The following is a 21,193-nucleotide window of genomic DNA, read 5'->3' on the forward strand; positions in this document are numbered from 1 at the left end:
TTCAATCTTGATTTCTTGGGTTATATAATTGAGGCAACCATACCTTAAAGAATGGGAAACTGTATGAACTATTGCCTGCTGATGCATAATCGCATAAGTTTACTTTTATAGGTTGTGAACCCTGTTCTGTATAAGATTCCGGAATAAATTGTGCTGAAAATATCATGTATACTTCAGGATCTGAAGATTCTTCTTTAACCAGATCTATAATTCCTTTTTCATTTATAATGGGTGTTAGAATGGCCTCTAGAGCAGGTTTGCCAATTCTCTCATCTCTACAGAGAACTATGGGACCTCGGGTTATTGCAACGTATTCATGTGTATTGCCAGATCGATGTATTTTTCCTTGCATCTCAAATTCTATGCTAATCTTATCATTATTTTTCCATTTACGCTTCAATTTAGTGTAATTGCCTGGTAGTACATTTTTTGCCTCATATTCAGTGTTTCCATTAATAAGGATTTTATAGTTTGTGCTCCAAAAAGGTACTCTTAAGGCTATTTCCATATTTTCATCTTTCTCTAAAACCAGATTCAGATCAATCTTTCCCGAAACAGGATAGTTTGTATTTTGTACAATTGCAAACTCCTGATTCTCTGGACTTATGAGATGATAAGTTCCATCAATATAAAAATTAATATAAGCTCCATCCTCTGATTGCATTACTGCAGTTTGTGGGATTGTGAACAGACCTCTGGGACCGCTGGCATTACAGCAATTTAGTCCCATACCACACTGCTCGGAACCTTCAAGACGCTGACCCGACAGTGGAGTGTATTTTGCCCAATCTGAACCATCAGGCTTCATTGCACCCAGGAGTGCATTATAGAATGTCCTTTCAATTTCATCAGCATACTTGGCTTCACCGGTAAGTCGTAACAACTGTTGGTTAAATTTTATCCACGTTGCCGTAACGCAAGTCTCCTGGTAATGAGCAATGGGTATTGTCTGTTTTTCTCTTCCAGAGAACCATGCTTCCATTGCAGAGCCTGATCCTGCGATATTAATTTCACTATCAATAATACTCTGCCATGTTTTCTCAACGGCTTCTTTATATTCTTCTTTTCCGGTTATCCTAAATAATTCAAGCAAACCTTCATAACATGACATCATTTCATACGCTTTTTGCCCTTGTTCCCATCCATACCAGTTGTCAACAGGTTTGGGGAAACGCTGTGATACAGGTATGTCGGCTTTGGAAATTAATTGTGGACCCTCATCTGTTTCCCATTGACTTACGATCTCTTCCGCAAATTGAAGGTACTTTTTATTGCCGGTTCGTACATAAAGTTGACAAATTGGTTCTAACACTGATGATGCAGCCATTCCACGGTGGTTGCCCATCAACACAATCTTTGAGTTTTTATCATTGAGTTCCTTAATAAGAAAGTTAGCTTCTTTCGCTGCTGATTCTAGAGCCTTTTCATCATTTGTAATATCGTAATAGGCTATCAGACCCAGCATACAATACTTTCTTCCCCAAATATCCCATGCTTTTAATCTACTTTCAGGTGCATAATTACCAATGTAACCATCATTAGTTTGGGTTTCCATCAACCCATATGCAGCCTGTTTTAATTTATCAGCCAATTCAGGAGTAGGGATATATCTATATGCCAATACAGCTGAAGTGAACCACTTACCCCAAAATTCACCTTGCCAGCAACTATGTTCATCTCTTACAGTGAATGGCTCAATCAGTCTCTCTGCATCCTGTGCAAGTATACGATTTTCATAAGAAGCTTTCATTTTATCTCCTACAAAACCATTTAATATAACATCAAATGACACGGATAATTTATCCTGAGCATTACTTGCACTAAAAGTTAATGCCAATGTTGTAATTATAATAACTGTTTTTATTTTCATGACTTGAGATTATTAAGTCTTTGTTTTTTATGTTAATATTTAAAACCTGAATTCAATAGTGTGGTTACCGGAACTCAGTTCAAATTGATCTACAGGATTTGAAACGCCCAGTGAACGAGAAAATATAATTTCACTGTTAACTATCACCTCAGAAGTATATTCAGGAATCTGCAATATTCCAGTTGCTCCAACAGGAACTTTTACATCCAGTTGCATTCTTGTCTCAAAAAGTTCCCAATTGACTTCAATCATACCATATGGAGTCATCTGTGAAGTTTTTGCCCATGTAACACCTTCAGGAATTTGAGGGTCAATTAAGAATTTCTTATACGCTGGGATATTATCTACTATACGTATACCTCCAACAACCTGATAGAACCACTGTCCAACGCCATTAAAACAATTGTGAATTCTACTTCTATTGCCATTCCAATGCTCCCATGTAGTAGTTGCCCCATTCTCAATCATATAAAGATATCCGGGATAAGATTTCTTTTTTAACATTGAGTAAACAAAATTTGGTTTATTAGCAGTTGCTGCCCGTTCCATCATCACAGGGATTCCCACCAAACCTGTATTAAGGTGTCCATTGAACTTCTCAGCTGTCCTTTTAACAAGTATCTCAATTAAGTTTTCATGTAATTCTTCAGGAGCAGCTCCACAAAGCATAGGAAATATTATATCGATCTGAGAGCCTGTTGCATAATACCCATCTGCAGCATTGTAAAAATTCTCATGAATTTTTCTGTTTAATTCAGCCTTCTTTTCTGAAAATTTTTTCTTATCCTCTTCTTTACCCAGTACTGAGGCAATCTCTTCCATTTGATTTAAACATACTGATAAATAGCAATTACTCACTAAATCCACAGATGCTTCATCCAAATGGTTAGGATCACCAACACCCTCAGGAGTAGCCCAATCTCCTAGATACCAGTTTCTGTAGTCTGTATTTGGCCATTTTTTAAGTAGCCCATCTATACAATATCTGTCAACATACTCCAGCCATTTTAACATTACAGGGTAATATTTCTCTAATATCCTCTTATCAGCATAATTTTTATATGTATTCCATGAAGCTGAAATTATAAACCCACACCAGTATGGACCACCTCCGGCACTATAAGGATTAGGCGCTGTATGAGGCATGCCTCCATCTTCTCTAATTACATCTCCCCATGCTTGTATCCAATTGTTATACATAGGTGCTAGATTAAACATTGTTTGAGCTGTAATAGTAGAAGCATTACCATCACCACCATAACCCAGTCTTTCAATTTGAGGGCAATCAACCAGATAACCGCCTAAACCAACATTACGTAGAGTATATGAAATCATATCATGAATTTGATTCAGATCTTCATCAGAGGATATGAACGAAGAAGTAGATTCAAAGTCGGTATGTATAAAATGAGCCTTTATATCTGATAATTTAGGCTCCTGATTAAGATTTGTAATTTTCACATAACGGAAACCATGATAGTTGAACTTGTTTATAAAATGTTCAGTACCACTGCCTGAAGCAATATATTTGTCAATCTGTCCCTGCCAATATATTTCACCATCATTAGTCAAGTGATCTGAGAATTCCATTATTATTTCCTGGTTCTTTTCCAATTCTGGAAATGTGATTTCAAACCATCCTGAAATGGTAGTTCCCATATCAATTAAATAAGTATTTTCAGATAACCTTACTGCAGAAATTGGGCTAATTGTATCTTTTATTCTGTTGGGCTCTGTCATCTGAGGAGTTACTTCATGTACTGGGATATCAACAAGAGATACTTTGTTCCAAACTAACTCATCAGGGGATTCAAGAAAAAGATTTCTTGTTTCAAGGTTTCCATTAATTATTTCTCCTCCATATCTGCCAGACCTCCAATTGCCGATTCTCTCATATTCACTATTACGGGCTGTCCATGTTTCATCTGTAACTATAACATTACTGATTGTTTTATTTGATACTTTATCTAATTGAGCCTTAAATGCCGGTCCACTAGCTGTAACACCTGGTAACCCGTCTGTGTACCAACCACTCCCTAACCAAACAATAATGTCATTTTGCCCCGATTTTATAAATTCAGTTACATCATATGTGTTTATCAGCGAACGTTTATTAAACTGTGAAACGGCGGGTGATAAAACATTATCGCTCACTTGTTTACCGTTGAGGTATACTTCATGATATCCAAGTGAGTTTATATGAAGTAAATATGTCTCTTTTTTATCTGGAGCAATTACTGAGAACTGTTTTCTAAATTGAGGGGTAAGATTAAATCCATTTAATACCTGACTACCGGTTTCTGAGTTTATATTTGATCTGTTTTCAGTTATATTACTATCAATAAATCCAATATATGAAGCTTTCCAATCTTGTGGAGTGAGAAGACCAATGCTCAATCTTGACGGTTCACTCCATTCAGATACATTATCATTTTGATCCCATACTCTTACTTTCCAATATAGTATCTGACCCGACTTTAGATCTTTCCCTTTGTAGGTAATTAGATGGTTTTGAGAAGAATTGACTTTTCCGGAATTCCAATAATCATTCTTATCCTCAGTTAAAATATCTTTTTCAGATGCAACTATTATTTGATACGATGTTTGGGCTGAACCCTGTTGATCAGATATGTTTATCCAACTGAATCTAGGTTGCCTGCTATTAATTCCCAATGGGTTAGCTAAATGTTCACATCTTAGATTCTGAACGTAAATCAATCGATTTGAATTGCAACTCAAAGTGACAAATATTGTTGTTAAGATGACAATAATTTTATAATTATGTTGTAACTTATAGTTTTTCATTCGTATTTAATTTAATTATACTTTTTATTTTCAGCTAATTACACCCTCTAAAATAACAATAATAAGTAATTTGTATAATGTTTTACTACATTAAATGATTTAAATACTTATGATTATGATAGAAAAAACTTCTATTTGTAAAACAACTTCTTTAGGTGCCTTTCATAAATATTCTCTTTAACACCTGCTCCAATTATATCAGCATGTTTTATAAGTAGATCACGGAATTCATCACCCATTTGTGCAGCTACTGGGTAAGCCACATGAATAAGCTGCCTGAAGTTCGGATTATATTCCGGATGATCAGGAATATGACGTAGTGTATCGGAAAACTTTTCACCAGACCAACCATTTACTTCCTTAACTGAAGGCAGAAAGTTAGGATCAATATCAATAACATCTGCATAGGGAGTACAAAGTTCTTCGCGGCGATTAAATGCGTTCTCATATATCTTTTTAGCAATTTTAAGGCCACCACCACCAGCAACAGATAATCCAATAATCTCTTCGAGCCAGGTTGTTCCTGCAGTTTTAACATGTAATCCTTTGTTATATTTAATTAATATGCTTTGGATGATAGGGTAAATTGAGAACTTATCACTACCTGAATGAACGCTGAGTTTAAGATCATAAGGTAAACCGAACTCTTTTATAGCATAATCGATTATCAGAATATCCTCTTCAAATTCTTTTGAAAACTGTTCAAGATTCCCAGAGTAATCTATGCCCTTATTAAATCTGCCTGTAAATTTGGGAGCAATAGTTTGAACAAAAACGCACTTATCTGCTAACATTTTTAATATGAACAACAACTCTATAGGAGTTTGAGGTGAGTCAACCTCATCCATTGAAACCTCTGTAATGAAGTTCCCTTTACCTTTTTCTTTTTCCAGGTATGCATATATTTCTGATGCTTGTTGCGTTGCAATAAGAAATTTACGACCTATTTCATGTAAAAGCTCTTTTGTAATACTTAATGGATATTTAATTCCGGGAATATTCAATTGCCCGATATACTTTCTGCAGGACTCAACAAAAAGATCAATTTCCTTTTTAGCACATTCTTTCCCAATATAATTTGCTACATCAAGAGTGAAAAAATCTGAAGTATCTACATAATTTGAAACAGTATCTTTATTTATATGATCTGCATCTACAAAATATCTTCCTCTATACTTCAGTGCTTTTACTGCTTCATCAGCTTCTTTACGAGTGTCAGCCGAAGTAGTGCCTACATATATATGCTCCCTGTTTGACTTGTTCCATACAGGTGTTATCTCTAATCCTTCCTCAGCTGCACTAATAATTGCCGCAAGTTGTGCTTTCCCCTGAAATGTAAAACGATCACCAACACCGAAACTATATTTTCCTAATTTTATCATAGAAGGTTATCTATTGAACTACTATATCTTATTAATATTAGGATTTATAGTAGTGAGATCTTTTATGTATACTATTTCTTTAGAATCAATACTCTTTCTGGCAGCAATACCAATCAAGCACGCCAAAGCACCATCTCTTACCCCTGCTGTTTGTTTTAATGGATCCTTTGTACCGGGGATAAAAATTTGATCTCTCAATAGTTTGTCTCCACCACCATGCCCACTACCTTGCTCAATTCGTATATATTCTCTTTTACTAAAATTTTTGTACAAAACTATTTCATCAAAATTTACTTCAGTAGTAGGGTTAGATTCCTGAATCCATGCATCCATTCTGCCTTTTGTACCATTAAATGCAATTCTGTATCCCTCATAGGGAGAGTAGGCAGTCAAAGAGTATGAAACTTGAACCCCATTCATATATTTAATGGTTGCAGCCATTTTATCAAAAATGTTCACATCATTTCTGAATACACATCCATCACGAAAATATCCATCATATTTTTCATTATCAACATATAACCTTTTGTTGGTTTCATTCTTCATGATATCATAATAGAAATTACACACTTTTGTATGATTACAATTTCTACAGTTTTCAGCTCTGAATGTACCTTTCTTACCATAAAAATTTAAGTCTCCTAATGCATAAACACTTTCAGGATCACTATCTATCCACCAGTTAAGAAGATCAAAATGATGACTTGCCTTGTGGACCAAAAGTGATCCGCTCTTCTCTCTTAACCTATGCCATCTTCTGAAATAGTCTGCTCCATGAGAGGTGTCAAGATACCAGTGAAAATCAATTGAGGTCAGTTCTCCAATTTCTCCTGCACGAAGAATCTCCCACATTTTGGCTCTATGTGGTGAATAGCGATAGTTGAAAGTCACTCTGAAGTTCTTACCAGTTCTCTTTTCAGCATCAATAATAGTTTGAATTTTCTTTTCATCAATTGCCATTGGCTTCTCACATATTATATCAGCCCCCATCTCCATACCTTTTTTTGCAAAATAATCATGTGTATTATCATCAGTAGTAATAATCAGAACATCAGGCTTGGTTTCAAGCATCATTTTTTCAAAATCGGTGTATGTAGGACAATCTGATCCAATCATTTTACTTCCAACTTCTAACCTGCCTGGATTGTGATCACAAAAACCAACAAATTCTGCATAATCAGAATAGTCTTTCAATACATCTTTTCCCCACATTCCGACTCCTCTTACACCTAAACCTACTAATGCTAATTTAGTTTTGACTGCAGAGTGTTTTAGTGCAGTAACATTTGCAGCAAACAACTGAGATTTTCGGTTAATAACAGAAGTTCCGGCAATTGCTCCTGATACAGCAAGGAAATTTCTTCTGGACATTGATGAACTTTTGATTTTCATATTATTTATAATTTAAATCAGATTAATTTCTAATTATAATTTGTAGTCCTCTATGGTAATGATAATTTAAAAGTATAGCTTCCTGACTCGAGAGCAATTTTGTCAAGACCTTTACTGTCAGTACCTTGAATTTTAGCATTTTCGGGCAAATAAAATGTAGCGCTACAATTTGGAGGCACAACAACATTATATACTACATAGTTAGCATCCCATCTCCAGTCAGAAATAATAGTACCAAACAGAGAATTAAATTCTGCCCTGAATTGCCCCAGCTCTTTTTCAAAGTGAGGCCTCAGTCTTATATGTTTAAACCCAGGCTGTTTATCATCTGGATAAATGCCTCCCAAACCTTTGAAGAACCAGGCTCCAATTTCGCCAAACATCATATGATTATCGGAGATATCTCTTTCTGCTTCAAGATCCCAGTTCTCCAAAAGCGTTGTAGCTCCATTTACAATCCACCAGCCCCAAGAAGGGTAGGTGTCTTGTACTGCTACTTTATAAGCTACATTAGAAAACCCATTTTCGCTCAATGCATTTAAAAGAGCTTTAGCACCTAATACCCCAACATCAAGGTGATAGTCTGCCTCTTCTACCTTCTTTGCAAGATTGGAAGCAACAAGAGGGATAAATTCTTCAGGTACAACTTTCCAATGAAGTGGAACACTAAGTTCAGTCTGAGTTCCACTTGCATAAATACCCGTTTCACGATTTAGGAACTTATCATTTATTGCTTTTTTAATCTTATCGGCTAAAGTAGAATAATAGATGTAATCACTCTCTTTCCCAAACAATTTTGCAGCATTTGCCAATATTTTGGTGTCTACATAAAAGTAAACAGATGATGTTAACTCAAGATTAGATCTGGATTTAACGGGAACCCAGTCACCTCTTCCCCAAGTGGTTAGTCCGTCGGGGCTAGTCCTATCTACATAGTTAACATATCTCTTTATATTCTCATAACTGTCATACAATAGTTTACTGTCACCATAGAAGCGGTATATTTCCCATGGAATAATGGCTATAGTACTTGTCCAGTCAAGCCCGTTAGCTGTTCCATATCCCCATCCACCTGTTGGAATTATATCAGGTAAAACACCATTAGGCTGCTGTTCGTCTCTGTGATCAGCAATCCATTTCTCATAAATTGTTATTCCATCAAAGTTGTAAAGAGCTGTCTCTATTGCAAAATGACCATCACCCGTCCACCCATTCTTTTCACGCTGTGGACAATCAGTGGGATAACCCATCAGATTGGATAAATAAGCATTGTTAGTAGCCCACCACAGACGATTAATCAATTCACTTGAAGTTTCAATCTTGCCTCTTTGAGGGACGTCACTATGCATAAAATATGCTGTAAGACTTTTACTGTTTAGCTCTATAGCATTATTTGCAGTAACTTCAGCATATCGAAAGCCTTTATAATTAAATTTAGCCATAAATTCATCTTCCCTCTCTCCGCTAAGTATCAACACATCAGTTTGAAATGGGTCTGAATCATTATCACCGCGGTAATAAACATTTATATTAGCTAAATCAAGCCGACCAGATTTATCAAGCCTTTCACCATGTTTTATTTTTACTTTTGTACCCTTTATGCCAGAGATATTTATTTTTGTTACTCCGGACATATTCTGGCCAAAGTCGTAGAGATATGTGCTATCGTTTATTTTTTTGAAATCAACCGCAGGAAGCATTTTTACATTTCTGATTGGTCTCAGTTGCTGTGCAGTTATGTTGGTAGAAGGTGCAGATCTCAGTCTTACTCCCTCCCAATTTGAATCATCAAACCCTGGTTCACTCCACCCAGTCTTCTCAAGATTTGCATCATAATGCTCGGCAGTGTAAATGCTGTTAAAAATAACTGGGCTGTCTGATTTAACCCAGCTCAAATCGGTTGGTATAATTTCAACAGTTCCATCGGTGTATGTAATTCGTAAGTCAAGACAAAAAGCCGGTCTGTTTCTCCATGGAGCTCTTTCAAAATCCCATACACCGAGAGATTGATGGTTATACCAACCGTTGCCAAGTATTACTCCAATAGCATTTTCTCCTTTTTGCAATTGCGAAGTAACATCATGTGTAACGTAGAGATTTCTTCTATCAAAACGTGTATACATCGGGTCCAATCGTTGATTACCTATCTTCTCCCCATTTATGTATAATTCATAAAGTCCTGCTACTGCTATATATACCCGTGCAGACTCAATCTCTTTTTCTGATTTAAATTTTTTACGAAAATAAGGCGCAGGTTTATAATGAATATCTCTTCCATCACTTATCCAATTACCATTCCAGTTTGACATATCCATCATACCAGTCTCGAATCTACTGATCTCAGAAATACTCACATTCATATTATCATCCCAAATAATTACTTTCCAGTAATATTTGGTAAAAGGCAAAAGATTTACCCCAGTATACTTGATTAACTGATTATCTGACTTTATTACTCCAGTATCCCAGCTTATCCCATCATAACTTCCAGAAACTGGTGTATTTCCACTAATGTTATCAACCTTTTCAGGATTAGTACCCACAATCAATCTATAAGCTGTCTGTTTTGCACCATCTCTATTATCTTCAATTCGCCATCTTAATCTGGGATTAGGATTATCAATTCCTAAAGGAGATTCGAGGTAATCAGTTTGAAGATCAACGGGTTTAAATGAAATGCTCTTATTTAGATTTTGTCCATTTGAAAAATTACAGAAAATAATTAATAAGAACGTTGCAATTGATATAGGCTTAAGAAAACAACTCATAAATATCAGCTTAAATAGATTAATTTAAAATAGTAGTTTATGTTATATGTAATTTAAAAATTTACTTTATCATAGGAAATAATCTTTTTATCTCCTCATCACTTGGTCTGGTGCCATATTCACATATTTCGAAAGCTTCAGCTTGAGTAACCTTAGCACCTGTTTCTTCTCCATACCATTTAATAAGTGACTGTCTTACAGAAGGTGCAATTACTCTCTCTCGATTAGAAGAGAGCCATTTTAATCTCTCTTTTTCTCCTGTTGGCGCCTCAATTCCTACTGTCCAGGGAAGCCAGTCGAAGTATTGTGATTCATGCGCAGCCATACCATATATCTTTTTATCAAATACATCAGAAATATCTATAGCAATATCAGGTTGGAAGGGATAAGGCTTTTGAAACCTATCCTGTGTATAAAGGAAAACAGGATTCTTTTTTAAAGGAGGAGTATCTGTTACAACATTTGGTACAATAACCAGATAAGCAGCATCCTGTATTACTGTTGCTGTATTTCTATGATCCGGATGATAATCATTAGGTCTGGGACCAATTACAATATCAGCATTCCATTCCCGGATTAGCCTGATTACATCCTTCCTTAATTCCAAAGTAGGAAGAAGTTCTCCGTCGTGGTTTTCCAGTACAACATATTTAACTCCAAATCTTTTAGCTGCCTCTTCTGCTTCTGTTCTTCGTCTTTTTGCTAATACACCACCACCCATAGATTGGTGTCCTGCATCACCATTGGTTAATGAAACAAAAAGAACATTATGGCCAAGCTCAGCAAATTTAATTGCAGTACCCCCGGTTGATCCGTCAGCATCATCAGGGTGTGCACCTATTACTATAACATTTATCTTGCCCTCATCATTAAATGTGTTATTCAGACTAAATGCTTTGATAAAAGGGATAAAAAGCAGAATCAATACCAATAAGTGTTTCATATGATTTTAATTTTCAAGTTTATTTTGTCAAAGATGCAAAAAATAACCTAAAAAACATCATAATTTCTTTATAAAGGTATGTTTTTCACTTTATTAAAGAGCAAGATCAGAATACAATAATTACTTATCTATTTTTGACTACTAAAAAAATCTTTATATGATATTAATTCAATATTTTTTTCTTTTATAACAGACTTTACGGCATCATGAGTAAAAGAATATGTGACTCCCTCTCTATCTTCTGCAACATTCTCATATCCGATGTGTCCCATACCTTGTGACTCTGTATCATCAAATGCAGGATGTTCAATTAATAGATAAGCTCCAGTATTTAATGATTTTATATTATTTGTTAAATTCTTTAATTTCTGTTCTTTGCTTAATTGACTTCCACTCCATCGTGGAAAGTTTATGACATTAGTAGTTTGGTTGGAAATTATATTAAGATTATATTCTTTTGCCAACTTATATAAAAGTTCATTAGTTTCATCTGAAAAACTAAGACAACCCATGTGAGTAGAAATATGTGAGACATGTGGTATACGTTTTATAGCTGTCTCAATTTGTGCTCTGACTTCCCTTTCTATTTCATCAATTTTCCAATCATTCTCCATTATACTACCTCTCGGATAACTCCCATTTGGCCAAACAAATGGAAAGAAATAACCGTTTTCATCTGTAATACTTTCTACTTTAGTAAGAGGACGCCATTTTATATTCGACCATTCACTTGTTAAAGTAATATGTACACCTATATCCAGGTTTGGATACTCATTGGCCAATTTGACAGCTTCTTCGAACCAGGGACCTGGCACTATAACCTCTGCTGAACGTACGATTCCCTCCTTATAAGATTTTATAATTGCCAAATTAATTGAACGTGATGCACCAAGATCATCTGCTCTTACTATTAGTCGTGTATTCTGACTTATTAATGATGTTGTGGAACAGATAAAAATTAAAAGTGTCAATATTGTACTTTTCGTTTTTTTACTACAATAATAGAACATGTTATTTACTATTTATTTTATGATGTAATTAAGTATTTTATTGTCAATGTTTCTGAAGAGGATTTAACAAATATTTTCTAGTTTATAACCATACCAATCTACACAGTCCAAATCTTTATTATTTAATCATCAATTTTAATTATCACCCCCTCAGGTGCTTCAATCTCACTTTCAATTTTCTCACCAGCCTGTTTTACATGCTTAACTTTGATAATACCCAATGGAGTAGGGAAGGATCCTTCAGCAAAATCCAGATCGCCAAGATTAGGTGATATCCTAATAACCTTAGAACCCGGTTCAATCACCTGAATTCCTAAAACATGCCTTGTTAGCCATGAAGTTGGTCCTGATGCCCAACCATGACACAGACTAGCTCTTAGTCCAATATAGCAATGGTTGCCCCCATCAGAATGAATATTAAATTTAGACTCATCGGGTAGTTGGTCAATAGGTACTGCATTGTGTTTTTCATCATAGTTGAAGTTTTCCCAAAAAGTTGTTGCTCCCAGATCAAGCATGGCACCCCAATAATCTGAGATAATCTGCATAGCCTCATTGTATTTCCCATCTAATGCAAGAGCTTCAAGCATATAATAGCCATAAAAGGTTGCAAAATTATTGGCTCCCCCTTTTAGCAATATATTTGATGCATCTTCCGAAGATAATATACCTGCAATAGCAAGAAGTGCAGCTGCTTGTTTGTTTTGATGAGTCGAAGGTGTATGTTTTTCAAGTTTTCTTATAGATTCGATGCATGTTTTTTCAAGTTCATCATCGTTTAGCCATTCAGCTATATCTTTACCTGCTTTCATTGTAATTAGCATTAAAGCCTGCAGCCCTGAATGAATAACTTCTGGATTTTCAGAAGTGGGCCAGTCCAGAAAACGTCCTCCATCAAGGTTCTCTTTTCCAGTGGAGTCAATTTTGGACTTGATCTGATTAATTAAACCGGTTAAATATTGCTGTTGTTCCCTCAGATATTCAAGATCTCCATTATAGAGATAAAAATCTCTGTGAGTTATTATCCACCACAAAGAGTAGGAAGACATTCCATTCATCCATCCGGGAAGAGGAGTAGTATCTCGTCCAAAATCAAGGCTTTTTCTTACAACTTCCTGATCTCCAAATACATTATTAATTGTCATTACTTCAGGATGAACATCACCAAGCCATACAAGGCGGTCACGTTTTATTCCATCCCATAGGTATTCCTGCATATTCAGGTGAACAGTATAAGCACCTGTTTCCCAAATCTTATTCAACCTTTCCGAACTTGAGTGAAAAGAGCCTAGATATGGAATATCACGAAAGCGTGCTATTGCTCTTATTGAACGTATCGGCAACTCTGCACCTTTATCAATTAAATCTATCCTAACAAACCGGAAGCCTGAGTTCCCAATTTCAACTGTACCCAGCCAGGGAATTTCGAGTGTGTAATCACGTAATGAGTGATCATTTGTTGCTGAACCCATGCCAGGGTGGCTATTATCGATGCAATCACTCATAGCCTCTGTCACGGATTCCCCAAGTCTGATTCTAACTTTAACCGGATTTTTATCACTTCTGATTCCTGCTGATATCTCTATCCCTCCATATAACTCTTTACCATAATCCAGCAATACAGACGCAATCATATTAGAGTCCGATTTCAGAACAGACATCCCCTCGCTGCTGGTTGTTAGTTGTCCTTTATATGGACTAAGTAATACCTCTGGGCTTATTACATTCATACCAAGAGTGTCAGATTGCCATATTATCTTTGAAGGATATAAGTATGCACGAGTAATCTCATCTTTAAAAAGCTGTCCAGAAAAAACTTTATCGTTTAAACTGCTCTGTGAATACGAATTACCCGTAAAGGTTATTAGGAATAAGATTAAAACTATTGGTGATAAAAGAATTTTTAGCATCATGTGAAGAGTAGTTTATACTATACAATAGTTCATAATTCCCTATACTCAGTAGGTGTAAATTTCACCCTTTTTTTGAAAAAAGACAAAAAGTATTCGTATGAACTAAAATTCAGTTCATACGAAATCTCTTTAATAGGCATGGTTGTTTCTGTCAGCAACTCCTTTGCTTTTCTCAGTTTTAGCTCCTGAAAGTATTGAGCAGGTGCATACCCGGTATATTCCTTAAAAGTTTTCCTGAAAAGAGAATAACTGATGCCCAGATTTTCAGCAATTTCTTTGGCATCAATTTCCTTATTAATGTTTTCCAGCATTATAACTTTAGCTCTCTCAATCTTTTGAGCAGTATCTTTAATCTCGAAGTTTTTATTTTGTGCCAGAAATAGAATATTACCAAATATATTAAAAACTAAACCGGCCAGATTTTGCTGCGCAGCCGTTTTATCTTCTTTAGCAATTTTAATTGCTGTTGAGAAGAGTTGCACCAAATCTTCGTTTATACCAACATTAAGGATCTGATTTTGAGGCGATATAAAACCGTTTTCAACAATGTTGTCGATTATTTCACCTTCAAAACCTATATAATATTCGTTCCATCCGGTTTCTCTCATAGGGCAGTAGGTGTGCCATTGACCCGGAAAAAGAATTATAACCTGCCCTTTACTTATATTGGTTTTTTTTGTTGATTCTGATTTGAAAAATCCTTTCCCTTTACTAATATAAACTATTTGATATTCAGACAATATTCTGCCTTTTTCAGGATTGAAATAGTAGCTTTTAGGGTGCTCAGCTGATGGATATGCAGCGTAAGGAGCAATTGGTTGGAATCCAACAGTATTTACTGTCAGTCCGAATTTTTGATCCCTTTCGCTGACTAACAAGTATTTAAAATCTATAGCGAAATCGTTATATCGCATTGTTTTTCAGATATTCATTATTGTGTTTCTAATATCGTAAATATAATGATTTTTTTTGATTCTTAATCAATTTCAGAATAAATTAGGTATAATCAGTGAGAATATCAAAACAGCCATTCCGAGAGCCAGATATATTACAGCTCTCTTTCCTGCCCCTTTCCATTCTTTCAAAATAATTCCCCAAACATTGCTGAAAACAACATTTAGAGACATTAAAATACTCCACGAAAAAGCCATCATAACACTACCAGGTTCAAAAAAGCTTTGTCCCATACCCAATCCAAAAAATTGAGAGTACCATAACAGTCCCGCCAATGCACAGAAGAGTATATTATTTGAAAATACTGAACTTGATGATTTTTTTATTTCACCACCTGTTCTGTTTTTCCTGTTCATATACAAGCAGTAAATTAAATTAGTAATAAAACCTCCTGTTGTTACCAGTAAAGTAACAGGATTCTGGGCAAAAAGATCAGATACACCACCCGCAACGGCTGCTTCTCTGATAGGTATACCTGCATTAAGGCCCAGATTAAAGCATGCACTCATTACACCTGACAATAATGCGATCAACAGACCTTTTTTCAAGGCAAAGTCTTTAATTGCTTTTCTTTTCTCTTCCTCACTCATATTCTTTGAGCGTAGGCTTCCGGCATAACCAACTAAGGCTATTCCAATCAGAGTGACGGCAACAGCTAAAAGAAGTATCAATCCTTTAGGTGAGAAAAGTTCACCGTTAATCATTGAAGGTATCAATGTCCCAAGAGCAGCAGTTGTACCCAATGCCACAGACTGCCCCAGTGCTATACCCAGAAAACGCATACTCAGTCCAAATGTCAATCCCCCAACTCCCCATAATGCACCATAACCGATTGCCTGTAATGAGGCAACAGAATTGGAACTGTAAATTTCAATCATGTCGGGTAAAGTCATAGCCAGTAACGCTCCTAAGAACGGGAAAATAAGCCATGCAAAAACTCCCTGCGTGAGCCAGAAGTTTTCCCACGACCATTCTTTTATCTTATTGATGGGAACGTATGAGCTTGATTGGCCCATACTTCCCACCGCAATTATCAGTAAACCTATTAAGGTGTTCATAGATTAATTTATATTTGAGGTTAATAATGTCTCTCTTTTTTTATTTTACTCTCTCAGTAAGGTTTTACAATAATTATTAGACTCTTTTTGAAGTTACATTATTCTCATAGTTCTGAATTTCCTTTATATATTCATCTCCCACTGGAACATTTAGCATATAACAGATATAGTTGTATATATCACTCCATGGCATAGCTTTCAACTCTTCCAGGAAGGCCATTCGTTCGAAATTCTTATTTTGCATTTCAAACTCCCTGAGCTTTGCTGTTGGTTCTAACAAGGCCTGCAACATTGCTTTCTGTGCTGAACGTATACCTATAACATAAGCTCCAATCCTATTTATTGATGCATCAAAATAATCCAAACCTATATGAATCTTTTCCATCTGTCCAGAGCGAACAATCTCTTGTGAAATAGCAAGAAGCTCATCATTGAGGATCACAACATGGTCGCTATCCCATCTTTCCGGTCTACTTACATGAAGATTTATTTCGGGAACAAAAAGTAACATAGAAGATAGTTTGTCAGAAATAGTTTCAGTTGGATGGAAATGACCTGCATCAAGCGTTAGAGTCATGTTGTTTGCTACAGAATATCCCATATAGAATTCATGAGATCCAACCACATAGCTTTCACTACCTATACCAAATAGCTTACATTCTACACAGTCTTTAAGATAATCTGTACTTATTTTTTCAGCAAGTACTTCATCAAGTGACTCTTTTAGCAATCTTCTGTGCTCAATTCGTGAAACAGTTTTATCCTTTTCCCCATCTGGTATCCAAATATTGTGTATGCATGGATCACCTTGTTGCCTGCCAATTTCTGCAGCAATTCTTCGACACTGACGAAGATGATCTTTCCAGAATTTACGAATTTCTGGATCAAAATCAGAAAGTGTATAGCCACTACTGCTTTTCTCGTGTGAGAAAAATGTAGAATTGAAATCCAGCTTTACATCATTCTCTTTTGCCCAGTCGATCCAACTTTGAAAATGTTTCGGCTCAATTTTATCTCTATCAACAAACTTACCACCAAAATCACCATATATTGCATGTAAACTTATACGATGTTTACCTGGTATTAAAGTGAAAACTTTCTCAAGATCTTTTTTAAGCTCCTCAATTGAACGAGCTTTCCCCGGAAAATTACCAGTTGTCTGAATTCCACCTGTAAGTTCCCCGTCAGGATTTTCAAATCCAATTACATCATCTGCCTGCCAGCAGTGAATTGAAATAGATAGGTTCTTTAACTTCTCAACAGCTGCTTCTACACTCACACCCAATGCAACATACCTGGCCTTAGCATCTTCATATGCCTTTATAATTTGTTCTTCTTTCATAAAAATATGGTTTTCAATGTTATGATTTAATTTTGTAGATATTATTGGTTCTTTGATTGTCTACTCTTTGTCCTCCAAAAACACTTCTAGATATTTATTGTAATTCCTATCCCATGTTTCTACATCTTCAGGATTAAATAATTCAAGTGCAGTTGAATTTCTCACAATATCCCTCATAATAATTTTGTTCTCCACCAAACCAGCTGCTTTTGCCTGCATAAGAATATTACCGATAGCCGTAGCCTCAGAAGGACCTGCAATTACCTGCATTCCAATAGCATTTGCTGTAAATTGATTTAGCATATTGTTCTTTGATCCTCCTCCAATAATATGCAATTTTTGTATCGGAAAATCGGCTAATTTTTGTAGATTCTGTAACACCTGCTTGTATCGGTAAGCAAGACTTTCATAAATACACCTCGCAATCTCTCCAATTGTTTCAGGCACTTTCTGATTTGTATCACTACAATATTTCTGAATAGAATCAATCATAGAATCGGGATTTGCAAAACATGGTGCATCAGGGTTGATAAAACAAGAGTATGGTGCAGCCTGCATTACTGCCTCTACTATCTCATCAAATGAAACCTGTCTTTCTTTTTCCCACTCTTTTCGGCACTTTTCAATGAGCCACATTCCACAGATGTTTTTCAAAAGCCTAATTGAACCATCTGCACCTCCCTCATTTGTGAAATTAAGATTATATGTAACTTCGTTAACCACAGGCTGTTTTGACTCAATCCCCATCAAAGACCATGTTCCTGAACTCAGGTATGCAAAATTCTCATCCTCAGCGGGTACAGCCAGAACTGCAGATGCTGTATCGTGACCTGCAACAGCAACAACTTTAATGCCTCTTTGCCCTGTAGCTTTTATTACAGAACTGTTTGTTTCACCAATTATGGTACCGGAATAGACTATTGGTGCAAAATTATCTTTAGATAGTCCCACAGATTCAAGTAGTTCCATATCAAAATCTCTTGAATAAGGATTTAGAAGCTGAGATGTAGAGGCAATAGTATATTCTGTTACCATTTTTCCTGATAACATATATGATAGTGCATCTGGCATAAACAAAACTTTATCTATTACTCTATTTATAGATGTTTTTTCATGTAATTGTGTGTCAAGCTGAAACAGAGTATTGAAATCCATGATTTGTATACCTGTTTTCATATATAGCTTCTCTTTATTAATTTTCCCGAAATATCTTTCAGGAGCTCCTCTTAAGTTGGTGTTTCTGTATGCAGATGGCATTCCGAGAGCTTTGCCGTCATTTCCAAAACAGACATAATCCACTCCCCATGTGTCAATTCCAATAGACTTTATCTCGATACCCATTGATTTGACCTTTTTTATAGAATCGATTATCTGGATATACAGATAAAGTATATCCCAATAAATAAAGCCATTTACTTCGATCATTGGGTTAGGAAAACGGGTAACTTCACTAAACTCAATTTTTTCGCTTTGTATGGTGCCAAGCAATGCCCTGCCACTTCCGGCCCCAATATCAATAGCTAAAAAATAATGTAATATGTCACTGTTCATGATGAGGTTAAATGATGAAATATATAAATTACGAATACAAACATACAATAAATATCAATTTGCTTTATTTAAGAATTGATTTAATGACTGTGCTTTTTGATAAAACATAAGATAGGTTTTAATCTGTTCTTACTTTGTTCTTACCTGGTTCTTATAAGCTTCTTTTAAATAAGAAGAATATTAGAGTTTAGAAACCTCTTTTTCAGAACTAAATTTGCATTAGAGAGGTTTGATATTACACCCTTAAATGAGAATAAAAATATTTTGAAGAAAATGATTACTATATTTGTATTAATTTATAATTAATGACTGCGCATAAACTAAAATAATTAAATTATGAAACAGGCTTATTTAATATTATTATTTATCGGTCTTCTTTCTGTATCCGGCTGCAAAAATCCTTCAATAACATTATCTATTGCAGATTTCGGAGCTAAACCCGACTCAAGGGAGAATGCATCAATTTATGCACAAAGATTAATCGCAAGATTACAGGAAGTGGAAAATAATAATCATGTTACTGTTACTTTTCCTAAAGGTGTTTATCATTTTTATGAGGATAGTGCATTTGTAAGAGAGTATTATATCTCAAATCACGATCAAGATAATCCAAAAAAGGTGGGGTTTGCCCTTGAAAACCTAAATAATATCACAATAGATGGTCAAGGTTCAGAGTTTATATTTCATGGTAGGATGGTGCCATTTTCTTTATTGAATTCAAAAAATATTTCACTTAAAAACTTTTCAATTGATTTCGAAGTGCCGGCGCTTCGACAGTTGAATGTACTCGAAGTAAATAAAGAAAAAGATGAGCTTATAGCGGAAATATACCCCGGAGGTAACTATCGAATAGAAAATGGAAGATTAATATTTGTAGGTGAAACATATGAAATTGCTCCTGTGGCTTCGATGTCATTCAGAGAGGATAAAAGACTTACATATCTACGTCGCGATTTAAGTTTTAACCCTGAGTCGGTAACCGAGCAATCACCCAATATATTAAGTATTAAAGGGTGGTATCAGGTTAATGAGACTTCTCCCGGAGAGAGACTTGTTTTAAGATCATATTATCGTCCCACACCAGGCATTTTTATTAGTGAATGCCTTGATACATTTATTGAGAATGTAACAGTACATTACGCTGAAGGAATGGGTCTGCTGGCTCAAATGAGCGAAAATATAACGCTTGATGGGTTTAATGTATCACTCAGAGGTGATGATGATCTGAGATATTTTACCACTCAGGCTGATGCAACACATTTTTCTGCTTGTAAGGGGGTAATTATTTCAAAGAATGGTCTTTATGAAGCCATGGCAGATGATGCCATTAATGTACATGGTACTTACCTTAGAATTACCAAAAGAGTAGATGATCATACTATTCAGGCAAGATACATGCATCCTCAGGCATGGGGTTTTAAATGGGCAGAAGAGGGTGATCAGGTTCAGTTTGTAGAGTCGGAAAGGATGGAATTGGTGGACAATAGTAATAATACTGTAACATCTATAAAAGCTATTGATAAACCAACCGAATTTGGAGCTAAGGAATTTGAAATAACATTTTCAGAACCACTGCCTATGGAGATTTCAGAGGAGGGAAAATTTGGCATAGAGAATCTGACATGGACCCCGGAGGTTACTTTCTCAGATAATGTAGTGCGTAATAACAGGGCAAGAGGAGCTCTCTTTAGTACTCCAAAACGTGTTGTTTGTGAAAACAATCTGTTTGATCATACACATGGAACTGCAATTCTGCTTTGCGGCGACTGTAACGGTTGGTTCGAAACAGGTGCTTGTAAAGAGGTAATAATTCGCAATAATCACTTTGTAAATGCTTTGACAGCAAATTATCAGTTTACAAATGCGGTGATCTCTATTTATCCTGAGATTCCAAACCTTGAAGATCAGGGAAAATATTTTCATTCAGGGATAGTAATAGAAGATAATACTTTTGAGATGTTTGACAGTCCCATCCTTTATGCAAAATCGACAGATGGACTTATATTCAGAAATAATTCTGTTATCAGAAATAATGAATTTGAGCCGTTTCACTGGAATAAACATATGTTTTTCTTCGAGAAAGTAAATAATATCTCAATTGAAGGGAATCAGTTTGAAAATGGTTTTGATAAAGATAATGATGTCAGAGTTGAACTTTCTGATGAGAAAAGTGTAATTTTATCAGATAATTAAAAAAGTACTCAT

At 35.5% G+C, this 21,193-nt stretch carries 13 protein-coding genes; 1 reads left to right on the forward strand and 12 read right to left on the reverse strand.

The window, feature by feature from the left end; all coding sequences use genetic code 11:
* Position 1 precedes the first annotated feature (1 nt).
* The 12 genes from BN1354_RS01460 to BN1354_RS01515 form a co-directional block, all read right to left on the reverse strand.
* A complete protein-coding gene (locus tag BN1354_RS01460) occupies positions 2-1,870 on the reverse strand; it encodes a glycoside hydrolase family 127 protein (RefSeq protein WP_053826017.1) in 1,869 nt (622 codons plus the stop codon).
* A gap of 39 nt (positions 1,871-1,909) precedes the next feature.
* The gene (locus BN1354_RS01465; protein ID WP_053826018.1) at positions 1,910-4,675 is read right to left on the reverse strand and encodes an alpha-L-rhamnosidase; all 2,766 of its coding nucleotides are present in this window, start codon (positions 4,673-4,675) and stop codon (positions 1,910-1,912) included.
* Positions 4,676-4,806: 131 nt separating this feature from the next.
* On the reverse strand, positions 4,807-6,057 hold the full coding sequence (locus BN1354_RS01470) for a tagaturonate epimerase family protein (RefSeq protein ID WP_053826019.1): 1,251 nt from the start codon (positions 6,055-6,057) through the stop codon (positions 4,807-4,809).
* A 21-nt stretch (positions 6,058-6,078) separates the two neighbouring features.
* Positions 6,079-7,449, reverse strand: coding sequence for a Gfo/Idh/MocA family protein (locus BN1354_RS01475; protein ID WP_053826020.1), 1,371 nt, complete (start codon positions 7,447-7,449; stop codon positions 6,079-6,081).
* Positions 7,450-7,499: 50 nt separating this feature from the next.
* Positions 7,500-10,217 carry an alpha-L-rhamnosidase gene (locus BN1354_RS01480; protein WP_053826021.1) on the reverse strand — a complete coding sequence of 906 codons (2,718 nt, stop codon included), beginning with the start codon at positions 10,215-10,217 and terminating at the stop codon, positions 7,500-7,502.
* Between the two features lie 61 nt (positions 10,218-10,278).
* Positions 10,279-11,160 carry a PIG-L deacetylase family protein gene (locus tag BN1354_RS01485; protein WP_053826022.1) on the reverse strand — a complete coding sequence of 294 codons (882 nt, stop codon included), beginning with the start codon at positions 11,158-11,160 and terminating at the stop codon, positions 10,279-10,281.
* Positions 11,161-11,288: 128 nt separating this feature from the next.
* The gene (locus BN1354_RS01490) at positions 11,289-12,131 is read right to left on the reverse strand and encodes a ChbG/HpnK family deacetylase (protein WP_053826023.1); all 843 of its coding nucleotides are present in this window, start codon (positions 12,129-12,131) and stop codon (positions 11,289-11,291) included.
* 161 nt (positions 12,132-12,292) lie between these two features.
* Positions 12,293-14,083, reverse strand: coding sequence for an alpha-L-rhamnosidase-related protein (locus tag BN1354_RS01495; protein ID WP_231623058.1), 1,791 nt, complete (start codon positions 14,081-14,083; stop codon positions 12,293-12,295).
* 29 nt (positions 14,084-14,112) lie between these two features.
* Positions 14,113-14,997: an AraC family transcriptional regulator gene (locus BN1354_RS01500; RefSeq protein WP_053826024.1), complete on the reverse strand. Its 885-nt coding sequence runs from the start codon at positions 14,995-14,997 to the stop codon at positions 14,113-14,115.
* A 72-nt stretch (positions 14,998-15,069) separates the two neighbouring features.
* Positions 15,070-16,095, reverse strand: a complete 1,026-nt coding sequence (rhaT, locus tag BN1354_RS01505; RefSeq protein ID WP_045090024.1) for an L-rhamnose/proton symporter RhaT — start codon at positions 16,093-16,095, stop codon at positions 15,070-15,072.
* Between the two features lie 76 nt (positions 16,096-16,171).
* Entirely contained in the window at positions 16,172-17,437 is a 1,266-nt protein-coding gene (locus BN1354_RS01510; RefSeq protein ID WP_053826025.1) for an L-rhamnose isomerase, read from the reverse strand.
* A gap of 60 nt (positions 17,438-17,497) precedes the next feature.
* Complete coding sequence (locus tag BN1354_RS01515) at positions 17,498-18,988, reverse strand: rhamnulokinase (protein WP_082331513.1); 1,491 nt, start codon at positions 18,986-18,988, stop codon at positions 17,498-17,500.
* A gap of 336 nt (positions 18,989-19,324) precedes the next feature.
* Between BN1354_RS01515 and BN1354_RS01520 the strand changes: the two genes are divergently transcribed.
* Positions 19,325-21,181 carry an alpha-1,3-galactosidase-related protein gene (locus BN1354_RS01520; protein ID WP_053826026.1) on the forward strand — a complete coding sequence of 619 codons (1,857 nt, stop codon included), beginning with the start codon at positions 19,325-19,327 and terminating at the stop codon, positions 21,179-21,181.
* Positions 21,182-21,193: the final 12 nt, after the last annotated feature.

It is taken from the genome of Lascolabacillus massiliensis (genome assembly GCF_001282625.1).
GTDB classification, from domain to species: domain Bacteria; phylum Bacteroidota; class Bacteroidia; order Bacteroidales; family Dysgonomonadaceae; genus Proteiniphilum; species Proteiniphilum massiliensis.